Raw genomic sequence first — 21,232 nt, 5'->3', positions numbered from 1 at the left:
CCGGGCCGGGCGCCCGCGTCGTACAGTGACCGTCATGCCAGCCCCGCACATACGCCGCGCCAGGTCCGAGGACGAGCAGCCACTGCGCCGGATCGACCTCGAGACCTGGTCCTACCTGCACGCCGTCTCGCCCCCGCCGGGAGAGGACGACCCCTTCTTCCGCGACACCTGCGGACCCGAGGCGCACCTGGTCGCGGAAGTCGACGGCGCCGTCGTCGGCTACGTCCGCCTCGGCCTCCCGACGGAGCTGGCGTCCAACACTCACGTCCGCCAGATCCGCGGCCTCGCCGTCGCGGGCGCCGCCCGCGGCCACGGCGTGGGCCGGGCCCTGGTCCGGGCCGCCGTCGAGGAAGCCCGCGAGAAGGGCTTCCGCCGCATCACCCTGCGGGTCCTCGGCCCCAACACGGCCGCCCGCAAGCTCTACGAGTCGGAGGGCTTCGTCGTCGAAGGCGTGCAGCCCGAGGAATTCCATCTCGACGGTCAGTACGTCGACGACGTGCTGATGGGGCAGATGCTGACCGGCACCGGCGCCTGAGGGGGCACACGCGCCCGCGGCGGTCAGGACGCGACCGGCTCGCCCGTGTCCACCGCCTCCGTCGCGTCCGCCGCGCGCCGGGCCTCGTCGGCCACCTCGTCCGCCGTCAGCACGTATCCGGTCCGGGGGTCGGAGGTCGATCGGGCGAAGACCACGCCGTACACCCGGCCGTCGGTGGTGAGCAGCGGGCCGCCCGAGTTGCCGGGGCGGACCGTGGAGCGGATCGAGTAGATCTCCCGGGTGACGTTCGCGTCGCTGTAGATGTTCTGGCCCGTCGCCCGGATCCGGTTCGCCACCGTCGCCGCGCGCAGGTCCAGGTCGCCGTCCTGCGGGTACCCGGCGACCACCGCCGCGTCGCCGCGCTCCGCGTCGTCGTCGAACCGCAGCGCGGGCGCGGACAGATCCGGCACGTACAGCACGGCCACGTCCTCGGCCGGGTCGAAGAGCACCACCCGCGCCTCGTACGCCGGTCCCACGCCGCCGACGCGGACGGTCGGGTCGTCGATGCCGGCCACCACGTGGGCGTTGGTCATCACGTGCCGGGGCGCGTAGACGAAGCCGCTGCCCTCCCGGCCCTGGTTTCCGGCGACGCCCTCCACCTTCACCGTGCTGAGCTTGGCCGCGTTGGTGGCCGCGGCGGTGACACTGTCGCCGGAGGGCTCGGCGACCTGGGCGGTCGACTCGTTCTCGAAGGGGTTGAAGACCTGCGGGAACCCCGCCTCGGTCAGCGCGGACGTCGCCCCGGAGAACCACGCCGGAGTGGTGTCCGGCATCGCCCGCTGGACCGCGCCCAGCAGCGTCGAGTCCCGGATCGCCGAGGTCAGCAGCGACGACGAGGACGCCGCCAGGACGCTCGCCGCCACCCACGCCACGATCAGCGCGGCCGCCGCGTTGGCCAGCGCGCCGCCGACCCCGTCGGCCACCCGGAGCGGACCGGCGTCCAACTCCCGGCGCAGCCGCAGCGCCAGCCGCCCCGCCAGCTCGTGGCCCGCCACCGCCGGCAGCAGCACCGTGACCACGGCGGTCACCGTCGCCGCCGTCGAGCCCGGCGACACCAGGTCCATCACCCACGGCAGGACCCACACGCCGATCACCGCGCCGCCCACGAAACCGGCCAGCGAGACACAGCCGGCCACCAGTCCGCGCCGGTAGCCGGAGGCCGCGTAGGCCAGCACCACCAGCATCAGCACGATGTCGAGCAGGTCCACGCGAGCCGCCTTTCTGCCGGACCCCCGGCGGGTCCCCGGAACCGTCAGTACGTGCCGGACGGGCCCCGTGATCAGCTGGGGTCAACCGGAAAACGTCGGGGACCGGGACGATGGTTCCACCAGGTGGCACAGCACACGTCGCGGGCGGGACCGATGGGCCGGACAGTGGGATCATGCGGGTCTTCCGAGGACGGCGCGGGCCCCGGCGGCGGAGTGCGGCTTCCCTCCCCGGCGTACCCGGCGCGGCTCGCGCGCGTGAGTGGGCGAAGCGCGTGCGCCTGCCCGGTGGTGCATCGCGTGAAGACGGTGCCGCGGCACGCGTGACCGACGGTGCCTCCCATGACAGTGGTGGCGCGCCCCGCGAGAGGAGTGGTGCGCCCAGTGGAGGTGGTGCCCCGCGCGCGGGTGGTGGTGCGGGGCGCGTGCCCGGTGGACCGGGCGTGGTGCCGGTGGTGCTCGGCTGCCTTCCCGGCCTCGCCGCCGTCGTCGCGCTGGCGCTGTGCGCGAGCGGGGTGGAGAGGGCCGCCGCCACGGGCCCCCGGCAGGCGGCCGCCGACCCGTACACCGCGCCCCGGCCGCCCGTCGTGCCGCGGTCGGTCTGGCTGGGCGAAGCCGCCCGCGCCCAGCCGCCGCCGCGCTACGACGACAAGGTCCTCGCCGTCTTCGTCCACCACACGGACACGCCGAACGGCTACGACTGCGCCGACGTGCCGGCCATCCTCCGCGGCGTGTACTCGGGCCAGACGGGCGGGCGGGACTGGGACGACATCGGCTACAACTTCGTCGTCGACCGTTGCGGCACCATCTACGAGGGCCGCGCGGGGGGCATCGACCGCGCCGTCACCGGCGCCCACACCCAGGGCTTCAACCACCGCACCACCGGCATCGCCGCCCTCGGGACCTTCACCGCCGGCGTGCCCGTGCCCGACGCGCTGACCGACGCGATCGCCGCGCTGGCCGCCTGGAAACTCGGCGGGACCGGCAGCGACCCCCGCGGCAAGGTGCGCCTGGTCTCCAGCAACGGCCTCAGCCGGTACGCCGCCGGCGCCACCGCCACGCTGCCCGCCGTCGCCGGCCACGACGAGGGCTACGAGACCAGCTGCCCGGGCGCGGCGCTGACGGCGCGCCTCCCCGACATCAGGGAGGCCGCGGCCCGGCTCCAGGGCCGGCCCGGCTGATCAGTCCTGACCGAACCGCTCCCACAGGCGCGGGAACCGGGCGGCCACGGCGCGGTCGTCCTCCAGGTCGATCGGGGTGCCCCGCGGCTCCGCCGGGGCGGGTGCGATGCCCAGGTCGGGGGCGACCGTGCCGGTGAGCTGCTCGTACGCCTCGTCGGCCGCGTAGCCCAGTTCCTCGCCGTCGCCGTCCAGTTCCTCGTCGAAGTCGTCCAACAGCTCGGCGAGCGAGTCGGGCTCGTGCACCGCGCCCTCGTACACCTCGCGGCCCTGGCCGATCAGCCAGCAGCGGAAGTAGTCGAAGGCGTCGTCGCTCGCGCCGCCGAGCAGCACCCACGCGGCGCCCCACACGTCCCAGGTGCAGGCGCGGTTGTAGCGGGCCTCGAAATGGCGGGCGAAGTCCAGCACCAGGTCCGGGTCCAGCCCGAGGAGCCGCTCCACGAGCAGGTCGGCCTGGTCCTCGGGATCACCGCCGGCGCCCTGCCGGGTGGCGTCGATCAGCTCCCAGAACTCCGTCTCGTCCATCACGGGTCCAGCATCGGCCCTGGGCGGGGGCGGCGCACGTGGAGTGCGGCGGATCGTTATGCGCGGGTGCCTCCGGCGGGAGGACCGGGGGGGGCCTGCGGCGGCCCGCTGTTCGGTGGGGGTGCGGGCAGCGCGGTGCGTGGTGGGTGGGTCGGGGCCGCTAGGCGGCTAGCCGTCCGCGCGGGGTGTCCGGGCGTACAGGGCGGCCAACCGTTGTGCGTCCTGGGCGAACCGTTCCCGCAGTGCACTCGGCGCCAGTACCTCCGCCTCCGGGCCGAGCCCCCTGAGCTGCGTGAGCGCGACCTCCTCCGACTCCACCGGCAGCGTCACCGTCACCCACCCGTCCGCGTCGGGTGCTCCCGCGGCCTCCAGCGCCTCCCGGGCGGACAGCGCGTCCACGGCGTACGGCAGGCCCCGTACGCCCCGGGCCGACAGCCGCACCACGACCTCGGCCCGCAGGATCGACCGCGCGAACTGCTCGGCCCGCTCCGCCCAGAACGCCGGCAGGTCGAAGCCCTCGTCCCGCTCGAAGCGCTCCTCGCTCGCCTCCGCGGCCGTGAAGCGGTCGATGCGGTAGACGCGGAACGGCCCGTCGCCCGCCGTCCTCGCGACCCGCGCGCACAGGTACCAGACCCCGGCCTTCAGCACGAGGCCGTACGGCTCCAGCTCCCGGACGACCTCGTCCTCCCCGCGCCGGTAGCACGCGGTGATCCGCCGGTCGTCCCAGACCGCGTCCGCGACCGTCGGCAGCAGCTCGGGCGTCTCGGGCTCCCGGAACCAGTTCGGCGCGTCCAGGTGGAACCGCTGAGCCGCCGTGCGGGAGGCGTCCCTCAGGGAGGGGAGCAGGGCCGCCGACACCTTCAGGCGGGCCGCCGACGCCGCGTCCTCCAGACCCATCTCGCGCAGTGCCCCCGGCACTCCGGACAGGAAGAGGGCCTCCGCCTCGCCCCGGGCGAGGCCGGTCAGCCGGGTGCGGTAGCCGCCGATCAGGCGGTAGCCGCCGGCCCGGCCCCGCTCGGCGTACACCGGCACGCCCGCCTCCGACAGCGCCTGTGCGTCCCGCGTCACGGTGCGCTCCGACACCTCCAGCTCACGGGCCAGCTCGGCCGCGGTCATGGTGGGGCGGGACTGGAGGAGCAGCACCATCTTGATGAGGCGGGCAGCGCGCATCCCCACATGATGCAGGAGAAGGAGGAAGGCCCCCGCCGCGGCGGGGGCCTTCCTCCTCAGTGCCCGGGGCTCACAGGCCGTAGCGCTCGCGCGCCTCCTTCACGGCCGTCGCCTTGACCTCGCCGCGCCTGGCGAGCTGGGCCAGGGCCGCGACCACGATGGACTCGGCGTCGACGCCGAAGTGGCGGCGGGCGGCCTCACGGGTGTCCGACAGGCCGAAGCCGTCGGCGCCGAGCGACGAGTAGTCCTGCTCGACCCACTGCGCGATCTGGTCCGGGACCTGGCGCATGTAGTCGGAGACCGCGAGGACCGGGCCCTCGGCGCCCTGGAGCGCCTGGCGGACGTACGGCACCCGCTCCTCGCCGCGCAGCAGCGCCGCGTCGGCGTCCATGGCGTCCCGGCGCAGCTCCGTCCACGAGGTCGCCGACCACACGTCGGCTGCCACGCCCCACTCCTCGGTGAGCAGCTTCTGCGCCTTCAGCGCCCAGTGGATCGCCGTGCCGGAGCCGAGCAGCTGGATGCGCGGGGCGTTCGCGGCCGGGGTCAGGCCCGCGGACTCCGCCGTGTTGAAGCGGTACAGGCCCTTGACGATGCCCTCGTCGATGCCGGGGGCGGACGGCTTGGCCGGCTGCGGCATCGGCTCGTTGTAGACGGTCAGGTAGTAGAAGACGTTCGGGTCCTCGCCCGGGGCGGCCTCGCCGTACATCCGGCGCAGACCGTCCTTGACGATCGCCGCGACCTCGTAGGCGAAGGCCGGGTCGTACGTCAGCGCGGCCGGGTTGGTCGCCGCGATGGCGGGGGAGTGGCCGTCCGCGTGCTGGAGGCCCTCACCGGTCAGCGTGGTGCGGCCGGCCGTGGCACCGACCAGGAAGCCGCGGCCGAGCTGGTCGCCGAGCTGCCACATCTGGTCGGCCGTGCGCTGCCAGCCGAACATCGAGTAGAAGATGTAGAACGGGATCATCGCCTCGCCGTGCGTCGCGTACGACGTCGAAGCGGCGATGAAGTCGGCCATGGAGCCGGCCTCGGTGATGCCCTCGTTGAGGATCTGGCCGTTCTTGGCTTCCTTGTAGTACATCAGCTGGTCGCGGTCGACCGGCTCGTACGTCTGTCCCTTGGGCGAGTAGATGCCCAGGGACGGGAAGAGGCTCTCCATGCCGAAGGTGCGCGCCTCGTCGGGGACGATCGGCACCCAGCGCTTGCCGGTCTCCTTGTCACGGACCAGGTCCTTGACCAGCCGGACGAAGGCCATGGTGGTGGCCACGCTCTGCGAGCCGGAGCCCTTGTCGAAGGAGGCGAACGCCTTGTCGGCGGGAGCGGGCAGCGGTGCGAGGGGGTGGACGCGGCGGGCCGGGGCGGGACCGCCGAGGGCGGCGCGGCGCTCCTGGAGGTAGCGGACCTCGGGGGAGTCGGCGCCCGGGTGGCCGTAGGGGACCACGCCGTCGGTGAAGTCGCTGTCCTTGATCGGCAGGCCGAGCAGGTCGCGCATGTCCTTGAACTCGTCCACCGAGAGCTTCTTCATCTGGTGGTTGGCGTTCTTGGACGCGAAGCCGCGGCCGAGGGTGTGGCCCTTGACCGTCTGGGCCAGGATCACGGTCGGCGCGCCCTTGTGGGCGAGCGCGGCCTTGTAGGCGGCGTAGACCTTGCGGGCCTCGTGGCCGCCGCGCGAGTAGTGGAAGCACTCGAGGATCTTGTCGTCGGACAGCAGCTTCGCCATCTCGGCGAGCTGCGGGTCCTTGCCGAAGAAGTCCTCGCGGATGTAGGCGGCGTCGCGGGTCTGGTACGTCTGCACCTGCGCGTCGGGTACCTCGCGCAGGCGGCGTACGAGGGCGCCGGTGGTGTCGAGCTGGAACAGCTCGTCCCAGGCGGTGCCCCACAGGCTCTTGACGACGTTCCAGCCGGCGCCGCGGAACTGGGCCTCCAGCTCCTGCACGATCTTGAAGTTGGCGCGGACCGGACCGTCGAGGCGCTGCAGGTTGCAGTTGATGACGAAGGTCAGGTTGTCCAGGCCCTCACGGGAGGCGAGGGTGAGCGCGGTGGTGGACTCCGGCTCGTCCATCTCGCCGTCGCCGAGGAACGCCCACACGTGGGAGTTGCTCAGGTCCTTGATGCCGCGGCTGGTCAGGTAGCGGTTGAAGCGCGCCTGGTAGATCGCGGAGATCGGGCCGAGGCCCATGGAGACGGTGGGGAACTCCCACAGCCAGGGCAGACGGCGCGGGTGCGGGTAGGACGGCAGGCCGTTGCCGCCGGACTCGCGGCGGAAGTTGTCGAGCTGCTCCTCGTTCAGGCGGCCGTCGAGGAAGGCGCGGGCGTAGATGCCGGGGGAGGCGTGGCCCTGGACGTAGAGCTGGTCGCCGGAGCCGTCGCCCTCCTTGCCCTTGAAGAAGTGGTTGAAGCCGGTCTCGTACAGCCAGGCCGCGGAGGCGAAGGTGGCGATGTGGCCGCCGACGCCGTACTTGCTGCCGCGGGTGACCATCGCCGCCGCGTTCCAGCGGTTCCAGGCGGTGATCCGCTGCTCCATGTCCTCGTCGCCGTCCACGGTGGGCTCGGCGGAGGTGGGGATGGTGTTGACGTAGTCCGTCTCGAGGAGCTTCGGCAGGGCGAGGCCGGCGCCCTCGGCGCGCTCCAGCGTGCGGCGCATCAGGTACGCGGCACGGTGCGGCCCGGCCGCCTTGGTGACGGCGTCCAGGGAGGCCTGCCATTCGGCGGTCTCCTCCGGGTCGCGGTCCGGGAGCTGGTCGAGCTCGCTCGGCTGGATGGCTTTGGGGTCGGTCATGTCGCCGCCTTCCTCAGTCGAAGGGGGTTCCCTCATCGGTAAGGGGATCGGGGGTGCCCTTGGTCTTTGGCAGGACAGGGCTGGGCTTGGGTGCAAGCCCGTCCGTGACTGTAACTCCCTGATCGATGATCGATCAAAGGGTTGAGGGGCAAAACCTCTTGATCACGAGAAAGTCGGCACGCGGTGCCTTCGGCGATGGCACGGAGTGACCTTGAAGCTGGGGGTTTGTGCAGGTGAGCGCGGTGGAGCTCGGGTGGTCGCGGTGTGCCTGGCGGGTGCGGGTGCGGGTGCGGGTGCGGGTGCGCTGTGGTTGTTCGCGCCCACGCGGCGGAGCCACACATCGATACAGCCCCGCACCCCTGAACGGCTGCGCCGTTCTTGGGGGCGGCGGCGAAAGAAGCTCAGGCCCGGGGCGCGCAGCCCAGGACGTGGGCCTTCACGATCTCCGGGATGCGAGGGTCCCGGCGGCGGAACGCCGCGACCAGCTCCTCGTGCTCCTCCGCGTACGACTGCTGCACCGTCCCCAGCCACCGTATCGACAGCGCCGTGAACACCTCGATGCCCAGCCCTTCCCAGGTGTGCAGCAGCACCGAGTTGCCCGCCGCCCGGACCAGCTCCCGGTGGAAGCCCACCGTGTGCCGCACCTGTGCTGTCCCGTCGGAGGCCCGGTCGGCCTCGTACAACGCGGCGACGTGCGGTTCGAGGGCCGAGCAGTCCACCGCCAGCCGCTCCGCCGCCAGCTCCGCCGCGATCGCCTCCAGGCCGGCCCGGACGGGGTAGCTCTCCTCCAGGTCGGCGGCGGTCAGGTTGCGCACCCGCACGCCCTTGTTCGGCGCCGACTCGATCAGCCGCAGGGACTCCAGCTCACGCAGGGCCTCCCGCACCGGGGTCTGGCTGACCTCGAGCTCGGTGGCGATCCGCCGCTCCACGATCCGCTCGCCCGGCTGCCAGCGTCCGCTGATGATCCCTTCCAGGATGTGCTCGCGGATCTGCTCGCGCAGCGAGTGGACGACGGGCGCGGTCATGAGAGCTCCTTCGGGAGGGTCCCCTTCGGACCCCGGGGGCGTTTGACGCTTAGACAATACGGCCGACGCGGCGGGCGGGAAGGGCGCACGGGGGCGCTTTTACGCAGGTGAGACGAGACTTACACAGAGTGCCGCCGCCGGAACGCGACGGTGCCCCCGTCCGGAGAGCTCCGGGCGGGGGCACCGTACAGGCCCACTGGCAGGGGAATTACAGGCCGAGCTCGACCTCGAACTCGCCCGCCTCCAGGATCGCCTTGACCGCCGTCAGGTAGCGGGCGGCGTCGGCGCCGTCCACCAGGCGGTGGTCGTAGGACAGGGTCAGGTACGTCATGTCACGGACGCCGATGACCGGGCCCTCCTCCGTCTCGATGACGGCCGGACGCTTGACCGTGGCACCGATGCCGAGGATGGCGACCTGGCCCGGCGGCACGATGATCGTGTCGAAGAGCGCGCCGCGCGAACCGGTGTTGGAGATGGTGAAGGTCGCGCCGGCCAGCTCGTCCGGGCTGATCTTGCTGGCCCGCACCTTGCCCGCCAGGTCGGCGGTCGCCTTGGCGATGCCGGCCAGGTTGAGGTCGCCGGCGTTCTTGATGACCGGGGTCATCAGGCCCTTCTCGGAGTCCACCGCGATACCGATGTTCTCGGTGTCGAAGTAGGTGATGGTCCCCTCGGCCTCGTTGATCTTGGCGTTGATCGGCGCGTGCGCCTTCAGCGCCTGGGCCGCGGCCTTGACGAAGAACGGCATCGGCGAGAGCTTGACGCCCTCACGCGCCGCGAACGCGTCCTTGGCACGGGCGCGCAGCTTCATCAGACGGGTGACGTCGACCTCGACGACCGACGACAGCTGGGCCTGCTCGTGCAGGGCCTTCACCATGTTGTCGCCGATGACCTTGCGGATGCGCGGCATCTTCACGGTCTGGCCGCGCAGCGGGGAGGCCTCCAGGGCGGGGGCCTTCTTCGCGGCGGCGGCCGGGGCGGCAGCGGCGGCCGGAGCCGGCGCGGCGGCCTTCGCGGCCTCGGCGGCGGCGATGACGTCCTGCTTGCGGATGCGGCCGCCGACGCCGGTGCCCTTGACGGTGGACAGGTCGACGCCGTTCTCGGCGGCGAGCTTGCGCACCAGCGGGGTGACGTAGGCGCCGTCGTCCACCGGCTGGGCGGCGGCCGGGGCCGGCGCGGGCGCCGGGGCGGACGGAACCGGGTCGGGCGCCGGGGTGGTCTGCTGCTGCGGGGCCGGGGCCGAGGGGGCCTGCGGCGCCGGAGCGGCGGGGGCCTGCTGGGCCGGAGCGGCCTGCTGCGGAGCCGGGGCCTGGGCGGGCTCGGGCTGCGCGGGGGCGGCCGGGGCCTCCTGCGCGGGAGCGGCGGCGGGAGCGGCACCCGCCTCGCCGATGACGGCCAGCTTGGCGCCGACCTCGGCGGTCTCGTCCTCGCCGACCACGATCTCCAGCAGGGTGCCGGAGGCGGGGGCGGGGATCTCGGTGTCGACCTTGTCGGTGGACACCTCGAGCAGCGGCTCGTCGGCCTCGACGCTGTCGCCGACCGACTTCAGCCAGCGGGTGACGGTGCCCTCGGTGACGGACTCGCCGAGCGCGGGCAGGACCACGTCCGTGCCCTCGGCGGAGCCGCCGCCGGCAGCGGCCTCGGTGGTGGGAGCGGGCGCCGGGGCGGCCTGCTCGGTGGACGGGGCCGCCGGGGCGGGCTCGGGGGCCGGCTCGGCGACCTGCTCGGCCTGCGGGGCCTGCTCGGCGGCCGGGGCGCCGGTGCCGTCGTCGATCAGCGCCAGCTCGGCGCCGACCTCGACGGTCTCGTCCTCGGCGACCTTGATGGAGGACAGCACGCCGGAGGCGGGCGCCGGGATCTCGGTGTCGACCTTGTCGGTCGAGACCTCGAGCAGCGGCTCGTCGGCCTCGACACGCTCACCCTCGGCCTTCAGCCAACGGGTGACGGTGCCCTCGGTGACGCTCTCGCCGAGCGCCGGAAGGGTTACGGAAACCGCCATGGTTTCGGTTGCTCCTTACGAAATTGCGGAAGTCTGTGTCGTCGCGCCCAGTGACCGAGGGAGGTCAGTCGTGGGAGTGCAGGGGCTTGCCGGCCAGGGCCAGGTGGGCCTCGCCGAGCGCCTCGTTCTGCGTCGGGTGGGCGTGGACGAGCTGGGCCACCTCGGCCGGCAGCGCCTCCCAGTTGTAGATCAGCTGGGCCTCGCCGACCTGCTCGCCCATGCGGTCACCGACCATGTGGACGCCGACCACGGCACCGTCCTTGACCTGGACGAGCTTGATCTCGCCGTTGGTCTTCAGGATCTTGCTCTTGCCGTTGCCCGCCAGGTTGTACTTCAGGGAGACGACCTTGTCCGCACCGTAGATCTCCTTGGCCTTGGCCTCGGTGATACCGACGGAGGCGACCTCCGGGTGGCAGTACGTCACCCGCGGCACGCCGTCGTAGTCGACCGGGACGGTCTTCAGACCGGCCAGCCGCTCCGCCACCAGCATGCCCTCGGCGAAGCCGACGTGCGCGAGCTGGAGGGTCGGGACGAGGTCACCGACGGCGGAGACGGTCGGGACGTTGGTCCGCATGTACTCGTCGACCAGGACGTAGCCGCGGTCCATGGCGACCCCGGCCTCCTCGTAACCCAGGCCCTGCGAGACCGGGCCGCGGCCGATGGCGACGAGCAGGACCTCGGCCTCGAACTCCTTGCCGTCGGCGAGGGTGACCTTGACGCCGTCCTGGGTGTACTCGGCCTTCTCGAAGAAGGTGCCCAGGTTGAACTTGATGCCCCGCTTGCGGAAGGCGCGCTCCAGCAGCTTGGAGCTGTTCTCGTCCTCGACCGGCACGAGGTGCTTGAGGCCCTCGATGATCGTGACGTCGGTGCCGAAGGACTTCCACGCGGAGGCGAACTCGACGCCGATGACGCCGCCGCCCAGGATGATCGCGGACTTCGGCACGCGGTCCAGGACGAGGGCGTGGTCGGAGGAGATGATCCGGTTGCCGTCGATGTCCAGGCCCGGCAGCGACTTCGGCACGGAGCCGGTCGCCAGCAGGACGTGGCGGCCCTGGACGCGCTGACCGTTCACATCCACGGAGGTCGGGGAGGACAGGCGGCCCTCACCCTCGATGTAGGTCACCTTGCGCGAGGCGATCAGACCCTGCAGGCCCTTGTACAGGCCCGAGATCACGTCGTCCTTGTACTTGTGCACGGCCGCCACGTCGATGCCCTCGAACGTGGCCTTCACACCGAACTGCTCGCTCTCGCGGGCCTGGTCGGCGATCTCGCCCGCGTGCAGCAGGGCCTTGGTGGGGATGCACCCCTTGTGCAGGCAGGTACCGCCGACCTTGTCCTTCTCGATCAGGGCGACGTCCAGGCCCAGCTGCGCCCCGCGCAGGGCCGCGGCGTAACCACCGCTGCCACCGCCGAGGATCACTAGGTCGAAAACGGTGCTGGCGTCGTTCGCCACGTCACGTCCTCCATGCATGTGCGCCACGCCGGTCTCCAGTGACCGGTCGGCGGCTGGTGTCCGGCCGCTCTTTGTTCTCGGCCCTTAGGTGGGGGCCCTGTCCTGCCGAGCCCCATCTTCGCACTTGTAGGGGACCGACGAGACGTGGGGCCGGTGTGTGAGACGCCCCACGTTCACTCGTAGCGAAGGGGGCGGAGACGCCGTCCGGGGCGCGGGCTGTATCTGATCTGCGGCTCCGCCGGGCGGGCGCGACCACCCGCAACGGATCGCGGCCGCCGAAATCACCCGCACCCCCGAGCTCTCGGGCGAACGTCAGCCGAGATCGCCGAGCGCAACGCGCTCGGCAACCCGCACCAGCGTCCGCACAGCCGTCCCCGTACCACCCTTCGGCGTGTACCCGAACGGCCCGCCCTCGTTGAACGCCGGACCCGCGATGTCCAGGTGCGCCCACGCGATGCCCTCGCCCACGAACTCGCGCAGGAACAGGCCGGCCACCAGACCGCCGCCCATCCGCTCGCCCATGTTCGCGATGTCCGCGGTCGGCGAGTCCATGCCCTTGCGCAGGTGCTCCGGCAGCGGCATCGGCCACGCCGGCTCGCCGACCTCCTCCGACGCCTCGTGCACCGCGGTGCGGAACGCGTCGTCGTTCGCCATGATCCCGTACGTCCGGCTGCCGAGCGCCAGCATCATCGCGCCGGTCAGCGTCGCCACGTCGATGATCGCGTCCGGCTTCTCCTGGGAGGCCGCCCACAGCGCGTCGGCGAGCACGAGCCGGCCCTCGGCGTCGGTGTTGAGCACCTCCACCGTCTTGCCGCTGTACATGCGCAGCACGTCACCCGGGCGGGTGGCGGAGCCCGACGGCATGTTCTCGGCCAGCGCCAGCCAGCCGGTCACGTTGACCTCCAGGCCCAGCCGCGCGGCGGCGACGACCGCGGCGAACACGGCGGCGGCACCGCTCATGTCGCACTTCATCGTCTCGTTGTGACCGGCCGGCTTGAGCGAGATGCCGCCCGAGTCGTAGGTGATGCCCTTGCCGACGAAGGCGAGGGACTTCGTCGCCTTGGACGAGGTGTACGACAGCTTCACCAGCCGCGGGCCGGCCGCCGAACCGGCGCCGACGCCCAGGATGCCGCCGTAGCCGCCCTTGGTGAGCGCCTTCTCGTCGAGCACCTGCACCTTGATGCCGTGCTCCTTCGCGGCGGCCTGCGCCACCGCGGCGAACGCCTCGGGGGTGAGGTCGTTCGGCGGGGTGTTGATCAGGTCGCGGGCGCGGTTCAGCTCCTCGGAGACGGCCACGGCGCGCTCGATCGCCGCCTTGTACGCCTTGTCGCGGGGCTTGCCGCCCAGCAGCGCGGCCTCCGCCAGCGGGGCCTTGCCGTTCTTGGCCTTCGCGTCCTTGCCGATCTCCTTGTAGGCGTCGAAGGAGTACGCGCCGAGCAGCACGCCCTCACCGACGGCGCCGGCGTCGGCGGCCTCGGTGAGCGGCAGGGCGAAGGCGGCCTTCTTGGAGCCGGCGAGCGCGCGGGCGGCCACACCGGCGGCCCGGCGCAGCGCCTCGGCGTCGAAACCGGCGTCCTTCTCGGGCTCGGCGCCCAGGCCCACCGCCACCACGACGGGTGCCTTGAAGCCGGACGGCGCGGGCAGCTTCGTCACCTCGCCCTCGGCGCCCGAGGCACCGAGGGTCTCCAGGACGCCGGCGAGCCGGCCGTCGTACGCCTTGTCCACGGCCTCGGCGCCCGGTGCGACGACCGGCCCCTTGGCGCCCTTGGCGACACCGATCACGATCGCGTCGGCCCGCAGGCCGGGCGCCGCGGCGGTGGAGAGAGTGAGAGCAGTCACGGTGGTGAATTCTCGCTTCCGTATGAAGTCTTGTGCGGCCGAATGCGGGTGGGTCGACCGGGCCCGACAACCGACCCTAGATCCCTCCTGCGATGCGGTCCTTACCTGGGCAGGCAAACACCCGGCACGAGCCTACGCTCGCGCCCGCGTCCGCTCCCTCCCGCGCCCCGCGTTTCCCGTGCCGCCGGGGCGTACGCGATCATTACCGGCTACGCCGCCCCCACATCCTGGAGCACGCCCCATGAGACGCCCGGTCCTGCTGTCGGCCCTTCTCCTGCTGCTCGCGGGCTGCTCCTCGGCGTCCCCCGACGGCGGACGGGACGGTGCCGGTCACTGGCAGCCGCGCCCCGGCACCGCCTGGCAGTGGCAGCTCAGCGGCGAACTGGACACCTCCGTCGAGGTACCGGTCTACGACATCGACGGCTTCGACCACACCGGGGCCACGGTCGCCGGGCTGCACGACGACGGCCGCAAGGTCATCTGCTACCTCTCCACCGGCGCCTGGGAGGACTTCCGGCCCGACGCCGCGGAGTTCCCGGAGTCGGTGCTGGGCGAGGGCAACGGCTGGGAGGGCGAGCGGTGGCTGGACATCCGTCAGACCGACCTCCTCGAACCGCTGATGGCCGAGCGGATCGACATGTGCCGGGACAAGGGCTTCGACGCGGTCGAGCCGGACAACATGGACGGCTACAAGAACGACACCGGCTTCCCGCTCACCGCCGACGACCAGCTCCGCTACAACCGGCTGATCGCGCGGCTCGCCCACGACCGGGGCATGGCCGTCGGGCTGAAGAACGACCTGGACCAGATCCCAGAGCTGGTCGACGACTTCGACTTCGCGGTCAACGAGCAGTGCGCCCAGTACGGCGAGTGCGCCGACAACAAGCCGTTCGTCGACGCGGACAAGGCGGTCTTCCACGTCGAGTACGAGCTGCCGACCGACCGGTTCTGTGCCGAGTCGCGCGAGCTGGGGCTGAGTTCGATGCTGAAGAAGTACGAGCTGGGGGTGTGGCGGGAGGCCTGCTGAGGCCTGCCGAGGGTCAGCCGAGGATCAGTACGACGAGGGCGGTGGTGGCCGCCGTCTCCGCGACCCCGCCGAAGACGTCGCCGGTGACCCCGCCGAAGCGGCGGACGCAGTGGCGCAGGAGGAGTTCGGCGACGGCGACGGCGCACAGTACGGCGAGCGCCGCACGGACCGCGTCGTACGGGCCCAGGAGCGCGCCGGCCGCCGCCGCTGCGGCCGCCGTGCCGGCGGCGGCCGCGAGCGCGCCACCCGCCGGCACCGCTCCCGCGACCGCCGCACCCAGGCCCTCCGGGCGGGCTGCGGGCACACCGGTGCGGGCCGCGAGGGTCAGCGCCAGCCGGGCGGCGGTCGCCGAGACCACGGCGGCGAGCGCGCCGTGCGCCCAGGACGCGTCATAGGCCTGCGTCAGCGCGGCCACCTGGGCCAGCAGCACGAAGAGCAGCGTGAGCACGCCGAACGGGCCGATGTCCGACTGCTTCATGATCCGCAGCGCGTCCTCGGCGGGCTTGCCGCTGCCCAGTCCGTCCGCGGTGTCGGCCAATCCGTCCAGGTGCAGGCCGCGGGTGAGCACGGCGGGTACGGCGGCGGTGGCGACGGCGGCGAGCGGGGTGCCCGCGCCGAGGACCAGCAGCAGGAGCCCGGCCGCGGCTGCCGTGGCGCCGACGGCCAGGCCGGCCAGCGGGGCGCACAGCATGCCGGCGCGGGCCGCCTCGCGGTCCCAGCGGGTCACCTTGACCGGGAACACGGTGAGGGTGCCGAAGGCGAAGCGGAGGCCGTCGGGGGAGGGGGTCCTGAGCACCGGCGCAGACTACCCGGCGGTCAGGAGGGCGTCGGCGCCGACCGGGGATAAAGTGCGCATATGGGAGATTGGTGGCAGCGCAACATCATGGAACCCGGAAAGCTGCCGCTGCTCCTCGCCCTGGGTGCCTTCGTGCTGACGTTCGTGATCACGCGGGTGATCACCCGGCTGATCCGGGCGGGCAAGGGCCCCTTCGGCAACGTCGAGGCGGGCGGGGTGCACGTGCACCACGTCGTTCCGGGGGTCGTCCTCACCGTGGTCGGCGGTTTCGCCGCCGTCGCCGGGGGCCGGCACGGCTTCGGCTCCGCGCTGGCGGCGATCGTCTTCGGGGTGGGGGCGGGGCTGGTGCTGGACGAGTTCGCGCTGATCCTGCATCTCGACGACGTGTACTGGAGCGAGGCGGGGCGCAAGAGCGTGGAGGTCGTGGTGCTCACGGCGGCGCTGGTCGGGCTGGTCCTCGCGGGCTTCACGCCGTTCGGGGTGGACGGTCTGACGGAGGACGAGTTGCAGGACCGGGCGAACGTCGTCGCCACCGTCGCGGGGAACTTCTTCTTCTCCCTCCTCGCCCTCGCCAAGGGCAAGGCACGGCTCGCGGTCTTCGGGGTGATCGTGCCGCTCGTCGCCCTGATCGGCGCGGTCCGCCTGGCGCGGCCGGGCTCGCTGTGGGCCCGCCGCTTCTACGCCCGCCGACCGCACGCCCGCGCCAAGTCCCACCTGCGGGCCTACCGCCACGACCGCCGCTGGTCGGGGCCGCGCCGGGTGGTGCAGGACTGGATCGGGGGGCGGCCGGATGTGTAGGCCTCCGGCGGTGGGGGTGCGGGTGCCTGCGGCGCCTGTGCGGGTTCGGTGGGGGTGCGGGTAGCGCGTCCGGTTCGGTGGGTGGGTCGGGGCCGCGCCGGGGGGTGTCCGTCCTCGGAACGGCGCGGAATCGGTCCGCCACAGAAGTGAACGGCGCGGAGGCACCCCGCTGCGCCGGGCCGCGCACCCACCCCCGCGCCGGGTGCCCCCGGACCCCGCTACGCCTCCCCGTCGGAGACGACCGGCAGCTCCGCCGCCAGTGCCGCCGCGGCCTGCACCAGCGGAAGCGCCAGCAGGCCCCCCGCCCCCTCGCCCACCGTCACGCCCTGGGAGAGCAGCGGCTCCATGGCCATCCGGTCCAGCGCCTTGGCCTGGCCCGGCTCCCCGCTGTCGTGCGCCGCCAGCCACCAGTCCGGTGCCCGGAAGGCGACCCGCTGCCCGACCAGCGCGCACGCGGCCGTCACGACCCCGTCCAGGATCACCGGCGTCTTCCGTACCGCGCTCTGCAGCAGGAAGCCCGTCATCGCGGCCAGGTCGGCCCCGCCCACCGTCGCGAGGAGCTGCAACTGGTCCCCGAGGACCGGCCGCGCGCGGCGCAGCGCGTCGCGGATCGCCGCGCACTTGCGCATCCAGGCCAGGTCGTCGATCGCCAGCCCGCCCCGCCCGGTGACGACCGACGCGTCGGTGCCGCACAGCGCGGCGACCAGTACGCCCGCCGCCGTGGTGCCGCCCACGCTCACGTCACCCAGCACCACCAGGTCCGTACCGGAGTCGGCCTCCTCGTCGGCCACCGCCATCCCGGCCCGGAAGGCGGCCTCCGCCTCCTCCCGGGTCAGCGCGTCCTCGATGTCGATGCGACCGCCGGCGCGCCGCACCCGGTGCGCCGAGACGTCGGCGGGCAGCGTCTGGGGGTCGCAGTCCAAGGACATGTCGACCACCCGCACCGGTACGCCGAGGCGACGGGCCAGTACGGACACGGGGCGGCCGCCCTCCAGCACCTCGCGCACCAGCTCGCCCGCACCGCCCGCGGGCCGTGCCGACACGCCCAGTTCGGCGACCTTGTGGTCACCGGCGAAGAGCACCACCCGGGGGTGTTCGACCGGCCGCACCGGCACGGTGGACCGCGCCGCGGCCAGCCACTCGCCCAGTTCGTCCAGGCGGCCCAGCGATCCGGGCGGTACGACCTGGCGCTCGCGGCGCGCCTCGGCGTCGCGGCGCACCCCACCGTCGGGGCGCTCGATCAGATCGGTGAAGTCGTCGAGATTCAGCGAGCTCATTCGCCGAACAGTACCGGCCTGGGTCGAACACGACGGCGGGCCCGTCCCCACCGCGCCCGGGGGGCGTCGTTCCCCGTCCGACAGCGATCACTTACGTAACGTTTTGCCTGGATTGTCGTTCGTTCTCCTCCTCGCGCGTCGGGAGCCGCCCATGTCCGCACCCTCCGTCCCCTCGGCGCCGCCTCCGTTGCCCCCGGTTCCCCCCGCGCCCGGTTACGGACCGCACCGTGCGGACTGCCCCTGGTGCGGTTCCCGGCGGCTGCGTTCCGGGCTGTTCGGACCGGGGCCGCGGCGGGCCGCACCCGGTCGCTGCGTCCTCGAGCGCTGTCTGGCGTGCGGGCACGGGTTCCGCAATCCGCCGCTCGAGCCGGGGTCCGGGCACCCGGTCGTCCGGGCCGGTGTCCGCCTCCGGCACGGGGCGGCCGCCCGGGCGGTGTTCCGCCGCTGCCCGGAGCCCGAGAGCTGGCTGGACGTGGGCACCGGCGACGCCGACTTCCCCCACGCCGCGCGGTCCTGCTTCCCGTACACGTCCTTCGACGGCCTGGACCTTACGCACCGGGTGCTGCGGGCCCGTGCCGTCGAGCGGGTCGAGGAGGCGTTCGTCGGCAGGCTGACGGACCCGCACATCCAGGCCCGGCTGCGGGGCCGTTACGACGTGGTGAGCCTCCTTCAGCAGCTGGAGCGGGTGCCCGACCCGCGTGCCGAACTGCGGGCCGCGCTGCACGTGCTGCGGCCCGGCGGTCACCTGCTCGTCGACGTGGCGGACCCGCGGCGGCTGCCCGTCCCCCCGGCGGCCCTGTGCCGGGAACTGGCCGAGCTGGGCTGCACGGTGCTCACCGGGACGCGGAGCCGGCGCGTCATCGCGCGCAAGGCCGTCTCAGCCGCGTAGTACGAGGGCCTGGCCCGCCACCACCAGCAGGACCTGCTCGCACTCGTGCGCGAAGGCGGCGTTCAGGCGGCCGAGTTCGTCCCGGTAGCGGCGGCCGGACGCGGTGGCCGGGACGATGCCCGAGCCGACCTCGTTCGACACGGCGACGACCGTGCGCCGCGTGGCGCGCACCGCCTCCGTCAGGTCCCGTACCCGGTCGCGCAGGGCCCGTTCGCCGCCGTCGGCCCACTCCGCGTCGTCCCAGGCCCCCACGGCGTCCATCGCGTCCGTCAGCCACAGGGACAGGCAGTCGACGAGGAGGGGCGCTCCGTCGTCCTTGAGGAGCGGGACCAGGTCGCAGGTCTCCACCGTGCGCCAGGAGCCCGGGCGCCGTTCGCGGTGTGCGCAGACCCGGGCCGCCCACTCCGTGTCCCCGTTGCGGGAGCCGCCGGTCGCGACGTACAGCACCTCAGGGAAGGACTCCAGCCGGCGCTCTGCCTCCACCGACTTGCCCGAGCGGGCGCCGCCCAGCACGAGGGTGCGGCGCGGTACGTCGGGTACGTCCTCGTAGGCGCCCACCACCAGCGTCGTGCCGTCCCGTACGGCCCGTGCCCCGGCGGCCGCGAGACGGCGGGCGAGTTCCCGGCCCGGCGGCACGTCGTGACCCAGGTGGACGGCCACGACGTCCGTCGTCGCGCCGACCGCGCCCACCGCGCGCAGCCTCGCCAGGGCGTCCGGGCGGCCCGCGACGTCCACGAGGACCATGTCGTACGGCTCGGCAGGCTCCTCCAGGCCCGCCGGAGCGCCGCCCGGCGGCAGGTAGAGGAGCCGCTGTCCGTCCGGGCCCGTCACGGCGTACCCGGTGCCCGGCGCGTCCATCGCCACCGCCCGCACCCGGTGCCCGGTCAGCAGCGCCAGCTCCCGGCCGTCCGGCACCCGGCCCGGCTGCGGCAGCCCGGCGGGCACCTCCAGCGCCGGACCGTCGTGCGGGTGCGACAGCAGCACCTGGCGTACGCCGGTCAGGGAGTGCCCGGCGCGTGCGGCGGCGAACGCGGCGCCCGGGGTGAGGTCCAGCAGCAGGGCCCCGTCCACCAGCAGCGCGGTCGCCGCCCGCGCGTTCTCGCCCTGGGCGGCGGCGCAGGCCGCGCAGGGGCAGTCGGGGCGGGGCAGGCCCGCGGGGGCACCGGTGCCGAGCAGAGTCACGTCCACGCCCCGATTTTCCCCGGTGGGGCGGCGGGGTGCGCGCCCGAGGCCCCATAAGGGGGCGGGATCTGTCTTCCGGGCCTGCTACGACGCGGTCGGCTCAGCGCATAGGCTGCGGGCGGAGGCCGGACCAAGATCCGGCTTCCGCTCTGCATGTGCTCACATCTTGGAGGCGTACATGGCGGCATGGACGTGGCGGTTCGAGACGGCCGGCGGGACTGAGGTCCAGCCCGCGGTGCAGCCCGAGGAGTTCACCACGCAAGGGGACGCCGAGTCCTGGATCGGGGAGCACTGGAAGGAACTCCAGGAGGGCGGCACCGACCAGGTGCGGCTGTTCGAGGACTCCACGGAGATCTACGGGCCGATGAGCCTGCACGCCGAGGACGCCCAGGAGTCGGCGGAGGGCTGAGCGGCGGGCGGGGCCCGGCCCGGCCGGCCCCGCCCCTCACTGCTCGCCCAGGGTCACCTCGGCGGTGCGCTCGTCGCCGTCGCGGGTGTACGTCACCTTCGTCCGGTCGCCCGGCTCCATCGACGCCAGCGCCTCGGCCAGCGAGGTGATCGTGGTGATGTCCGTGTCGCCCAGCCGGACGACGACGTCGCCGGGCCGCAGCCCCGCGTCGTCGGCGGCCCCGCCGTCGCTCACCTCGACGACGGCCACGCCCGCGGGCCGGTAGCCGTCGTCGACGACCGTACGGGCGGTGATGCCGAGCGCCGCCCGGCCCGAGTCGGTCACCCGGCCGTCCTGGATGATCTGGTCGGCGACCGTCTTGACCATCGACGACGGGATGGCGAACCCGATCCCGGGCGCCGCGCTGTCGCTCATGCCCGGGTCGGTCGCGGCCAGTGTCGGGATGCCGATCACCTGGCCGTCGAGGTTCACCAGGGCGCCGCCGCTGTTACCGGGGTTGATGGCCGCCGACGTCTGCACCATGTTGCCGATCGTCGCGCCCGTGCCGCCGCCCCGGCGGCCCTCGGTGACGGTCCGTCCGACCGCCGACACGATGCCCTGCGTCACGCTGGAGGACAGTCCCAGCGGCGAGCCCATCGCCAGCACGATCTGCCCGACCGCCGCCTTCGAGGAGTCGCCGAAGCGGGCCGCCTTCATGCCTTCGGGCAGCCGGTCCAGCTTGATGACGGCGAGGTCCTGCTCGGGGTAGGAGGAGACCAGCTCGGCGGCGAGGGCCTCCTCGGTGCGGGCGGTCGTCACCCGGAAGGTCCTGTCGTCCCCGACGACGTGCGCGTTGGTGACGACGTGGCCCTTGTCGTCGTACACGACGCCGGAGCCCAGGGAGTCGCCGGCCTGGATCTGCACGACCGACGGCAGGACCTCCTCGATCACCCGCTGGTAGCCGGCCTGCAGGTCGTTCGCCGCGGCCGGCGCGGCGGCCCGCGCCGGCTCACCCTCCTGCCCGCCGCGGGAGGCGGGGGCGGAGCCGGAGCAGCCGGTGAGCAGCAGCAGCGCGCAGGCCAGTACGGCGACCGGGGCGAGCGGCCTTGAGGGCGGGCGGGCGGGGGGAGCGTCCATGCCCCGAGTCTCACCGCGCGTCGGGACTCCGGCTTCCGT

At 73.4% G+C, this 21,232-nt stretch carries 18 protein-coding genes; 6 read left to right on the top strand and 12 right to left on the bottom strand.

What is annotated here, in order from left to right; genetic code table 11:
- The first annotated feature begins 34 nt into the window (after positions 1-34).
- Positions 35-535 carry a GNAT family N-acetyltransferase gene (locus tag ACFW47_RS01155; protein WP_386282907.1) on the top strand — a complete coding sequence of 167 codons (501 nt, stop codon included), beginning with the start codon at positions 35-37 and terminating at the stop codon, positions 533-535.
- Between the two features lie 23 nt (positions 536-558).
- Here ACFW47_RS01155 and ACFW47_RS01150 read toward each other — a convergent pair whose 3' ends face one another.
- Positions 559-1,743: a MarP family serine protease gene (locus ACFW47_RS01150; protein ID WP_386282904.1), complete on the bottom strand. Its 1,185-nt coding sequence runs from the start codon at positions 1,741-1,743 to the stop codon at positions 559-561.
- A gap of 422 nt (positions 1,744-2,165) precedes the next feature.
- Here ACFW47_RS01150 and ACFW47_RS01145 point away from each other — a divergent pair, with 422 nt between their 5' ends.
- A complete protein-coding gene (locus tag ACFW47_RS01145; RefSeq protein ID WP_386304259.1) occupies positions 2,166-2,921 on the top strand; it encodes a peptidoglycan recognition protein in 756 nt (251 codons plus the stop codon).
- Here the strand turns inward: ACFW47_RS01145 and ACFW47_RS01140 are convergent, their stop codons facing one another.
- From ACFW47_RS01140 to ACFW47_RS01110, 7 genes are all read right to left on the bottom strand, one after another.
- Entirely contained in the window at positions 2,922-3,443 is a 522-nt protein-coding gene (locus ACFW47_RS01140; protein ID WP_386282967.1) for a DUF4240 domain-containing protein, read from the bottom strand.
- Between the two features lie 168 nt (positions 3,444-3,611).
- A complete protein-coding gene (locus ACFW47_RS01135) occupies positions 3,612-4,613 on the bottom strand; it encodes a helix-turn-helix transcriptional regulator (RefSeq protein WP_386282900.1) in 1,002 nt (333 codons plus the stop codon).
- A 70-nt stretch (positions 4,614-4,683) separates the two neighbouring features.
- Entirely contained in the window at positions 4,684-7,386 is a 2,703-nt protein-coding gene (aceE, locus tag ACFW47_RS01130) for a pyruvate dehydrogenase (acetyl-transferring), homodimeric type (protein WP_386304257.1), read from the bottom strand.
- Positions 7,387-7,787: 401 nt separating this feature from the next.
- Positions 7,788-8,411, bottom strand: a complete 624-nt coding sequence (locus tag ACFW47_RS01125) for a GntR family transcriptional regulator (protein WP_386282894.1) — start codon at positions 8,409-8,411, stop codon at positions 7,788-7,790.
- Between the two features lie 208 nt (positions 8,412-8,619).
- Positions 8,620-10,407, bottom strand: a complete 1,788-nt coding sequence (gene sucB / locus ACFW47_RS01120) for a 2-oxoglutarate dehydrogenase, E2 component, dihydrolipoamide succinyltransferase (RefSeq protein WP_386304255.1) — start codon at positions 10,405-10,407, stop codon at positions 8,620-8,622.
- 64 nt (positions 10,408-10,471) lie between these two features.
- On the bottom strand, positions 10,472-11,860 hold the full coding sequence (lpdA, locus tag ACFW47_RS01115; RefSeq protein ID WP_386282889.1) for a dihydrolipoyl dehydrogenase: 1,389 nt from the start codon (positions 11,858-11,860) through the stop codon (positions 10,472-10,474).
- Positions 11,861-12,172: 312 nt separating this feature from the next.
- Positions 12,173-13,699, bottom strand: coding sequence for a leucyl aminopeptidase (locus tag ACFW47_RS01110; RefSeq protein ID WP_386304253.1), 1,527 nt, complete (start codon positions 13,697-13,699; stop codon positions 12,173-12,175).
- Between the two features lie 241 nt (positions 13,700-13,940).
- Here ACFW47_RS01110 and ACFW47_RS01105 point away from each other — a divergent pair, with 241 nt between their 5' ends.
- Positions 13,941-14,726, top strand: coding sequence for an endo alpha-1,4 polygalactosaminidase (locus tag ACFW47_RS01105; protein ID WP_386304250.1), 786 nt, complete (start codon positions 13,941-13,943; stop codon positions 14,724-14,726).
- A 13-nt stretch (positions 14,727-14,739) separates the two neighbouring features.
- On the opposite strand, the gene ACFW47_RS01100 is transcribed toward ACFW47_RS01105, so the two are convergent.
- Complete coding sequence (locus ACFW47_RS01100; RefSeq protein ID WP_386304248.1) at positions 14,740-15,522, bottom strand: adenosylcobinamide-GDP ribazoletransferase; 783 nt, start codon at positions 15,520-15,522, stop codon at positions 14,740-14,742.
- 60 nt (positions 15,523-15,582) lie between these two features.
- Between ACFW47_RS01100 and ACFW47_RS01095 the strand changes: the two genes are divergently transcribed.
- Complete coding sequence (locus tag ACFW47_RS01095) at positions 15,583-16,320, top strand: hypothetical protein (protein WP_386304245.1); 738 nt, start codon at positions 15,583-15,585, stop codon at positions 16,318-16,320.
- A gap of 218 nt (positions 16,321-16,538) precedes the next feature.
- On the opposite strand, the gene cobT is transcribed toward ACFW47_RS01095, so the two are convergent.
- A complete protein-coding gene (cobT, locus tag ACFW47_RS01090; RefSeq protein ID WP_386282877.1) occupies positions 16,539-17,597 on the bottom strand; it encodes a nicotinate-nucleotide--dimethylbenzimidazole phosphoribosyltransferase in 1,059 nt (352 codons plus the stop codon).
- Positions 17,598-17,748: 151 nt separating this feature from the next.
- Here cobT and ACFW47_RS01085 point away from each other — a divergent pair, with 151 nt between their 5' ends.
- Entirely contained in the window at positions 17,749-18,486 is a 738-nt protein-coding gene (locus tag ACFW47_RS01085; protein ID WP_386282875.1) for a class I SAM-dependent methyltransferase, read from the top strand.
- Here the strand turns inward: ACFW47_RS01085 and ACFW47_RS01080 are convergent.
- Positions 18,475-19,674, bottom strand: a complete 1,200-nt coding sequence (locus ACFW47_RS01080) for a bifunctional adenosylcobinamide kinase/adenosylcobinamide-phosphate guanylyltransferase (protein WP_386282873.1) — start codon at positions 19,672-19,674, stop codon at positions 18,475-18,477. The genes ACFW47_RS01085 and ACFW47_RS01080 overlap by 12 nt on opposite strands.
- Before the next feature lie 172 nt (positions 19,675-19,846).
- Here ACFW47_RS01080 and ACFW47_RS01075 point away from each other — a divergent pair, with 172 nt between their 5' ends.
- Positions 19,847-20,077 (top strand): hypothetical protein, encoded by a 231-nt coding sequence (locus ACFW47_RS01075; RefSeq protein ID WP_073723860.1) that lies wholly within the window; start codon positions 19,847-19,849, stop codon positions 20,075-20,077.
- 36 nt (positions 20,078-20,113) lie between these two features.
- On the opposite strand, the gene ACFW47_RS01070 is transcribed toward ACFW47_RS01075, so the two are convergent.
- A complete protein-coding gene (locus tag ACFW47_RS01070) occupies positions 20,114-21,193 on the bottom strand; it encodes a S1C family serine protease (RefSeq protein ID WP_386282870.1) in 1,080 nt (359 codons plus the stop codon).
- Between the last annotated feature and the right edge of the window lie 39 nt (positions 21,194-21,232).

The sequence above is a fragment of the Streptomyces sp. NPDC058796 genome (genome assembly GCF_042745235.1).
Lineage (GTDB): Bacteria > Actinomycetota > Actinomycetes > Streptomycetales > Streptomycetaceae > Streptomyces.
This window is presented reverse-complemented; position numbering and strand designations above follow the sequence as displayed.

What these genes read in the sequence shown, in the direction of transcription:
- ACFW47_RS01075 (WP_073723860.1), top strand. Translation starts at nt 19,847, where the DNA reads ATGGCGGCATGGACGTGGCGGTTCGAGACGGCCGGCGGGACTGAGGTC.
- ACFW47_RS01085 (WP_386282875.1), top strand. Translation starts at nt 17,749, where the DNA reads ATGTCCGCACCCTCCGTCCCCTCGGCGCCGCCTCCGTTGCCCCCGGTT.
- cobT (WP_386282877.1), bottom strand. Translation starts at nt 17,597, where the DNA reads ATGAGCTCGCTGAATCTCGACGACTTCACCGATCTGATCGAGCGCCCC.
- ACFW47_RS01095 (WP_386304245.1), top strand. Translation starts at nt 15,583, where the DNA reads ATGGGAGATTGGTGGCAGCGCAACATCATGGAACCCGGAAAGCTGCCG.
- ACFW47_RS01070 (WP_386282870.1), bottom strand. Translation starts at nt 21,193, where the DNA reads ATGGACGCTCCCCCCGCCCGCCCGCCCTCAAGGCCGCTCGCCCCGGTC.
- ACFW47_RS01155 (WP_386282907.1), top strand. Translation starts at nt 35, where the DNA reads ATGCCAGCCCCGCACATACGCCGCGCCAGGTCCGAGGACGAGCAGCCA.
- aceE (WP_386304257.1), bottom strand. Translation starts at nt 7,386, where the DNA reads ATGACCGACCCCAAAGCCATCCAGCCGAGCGAGCTCGACCAGCTCCCG.
- sucB (WP_386304255.1), bottom strand. Translation starts at nt 10,407, where the DNA reads ATGGCGGTTTCCGTAACCCTTCCGGCGCTCGGCGAGAGCGTCACCGAG.
- ACFW47_RS01135 (WP_386282900.1), bottom strand. Translation starts at nt 4,613, where the DNA reads ATGCGCGCTGCCCGCCTCATCAAGATGGTGCTGCTCCTCCAGTCCCGC.
- ACFW47_RS01140 (WP_386282967.1), bottom strand. Translation starts at nt 3,443, where the DNA reads ATGGACGAGACGGAGTTCTGGGAGCTGATCGACGCCACCCGGCAGGGC.
- ACFW47_RS01125 (WP_386282894.1), bottom strand. Translation starts at nt 8,411, where the DNA reads ATGACCGCGCCCGTCGTCCACTCGCTGCGCGAGCAGATCCGCGAGCAC.
- ACFW47_RS01105 (WP_386304250.1), top strand. Translation starts at nt 13,941, where the DNA reads ATGAGACGCCCGGTCCTGCTGTCGGCCCTTCTCCTGCTGCTCGCGGGC.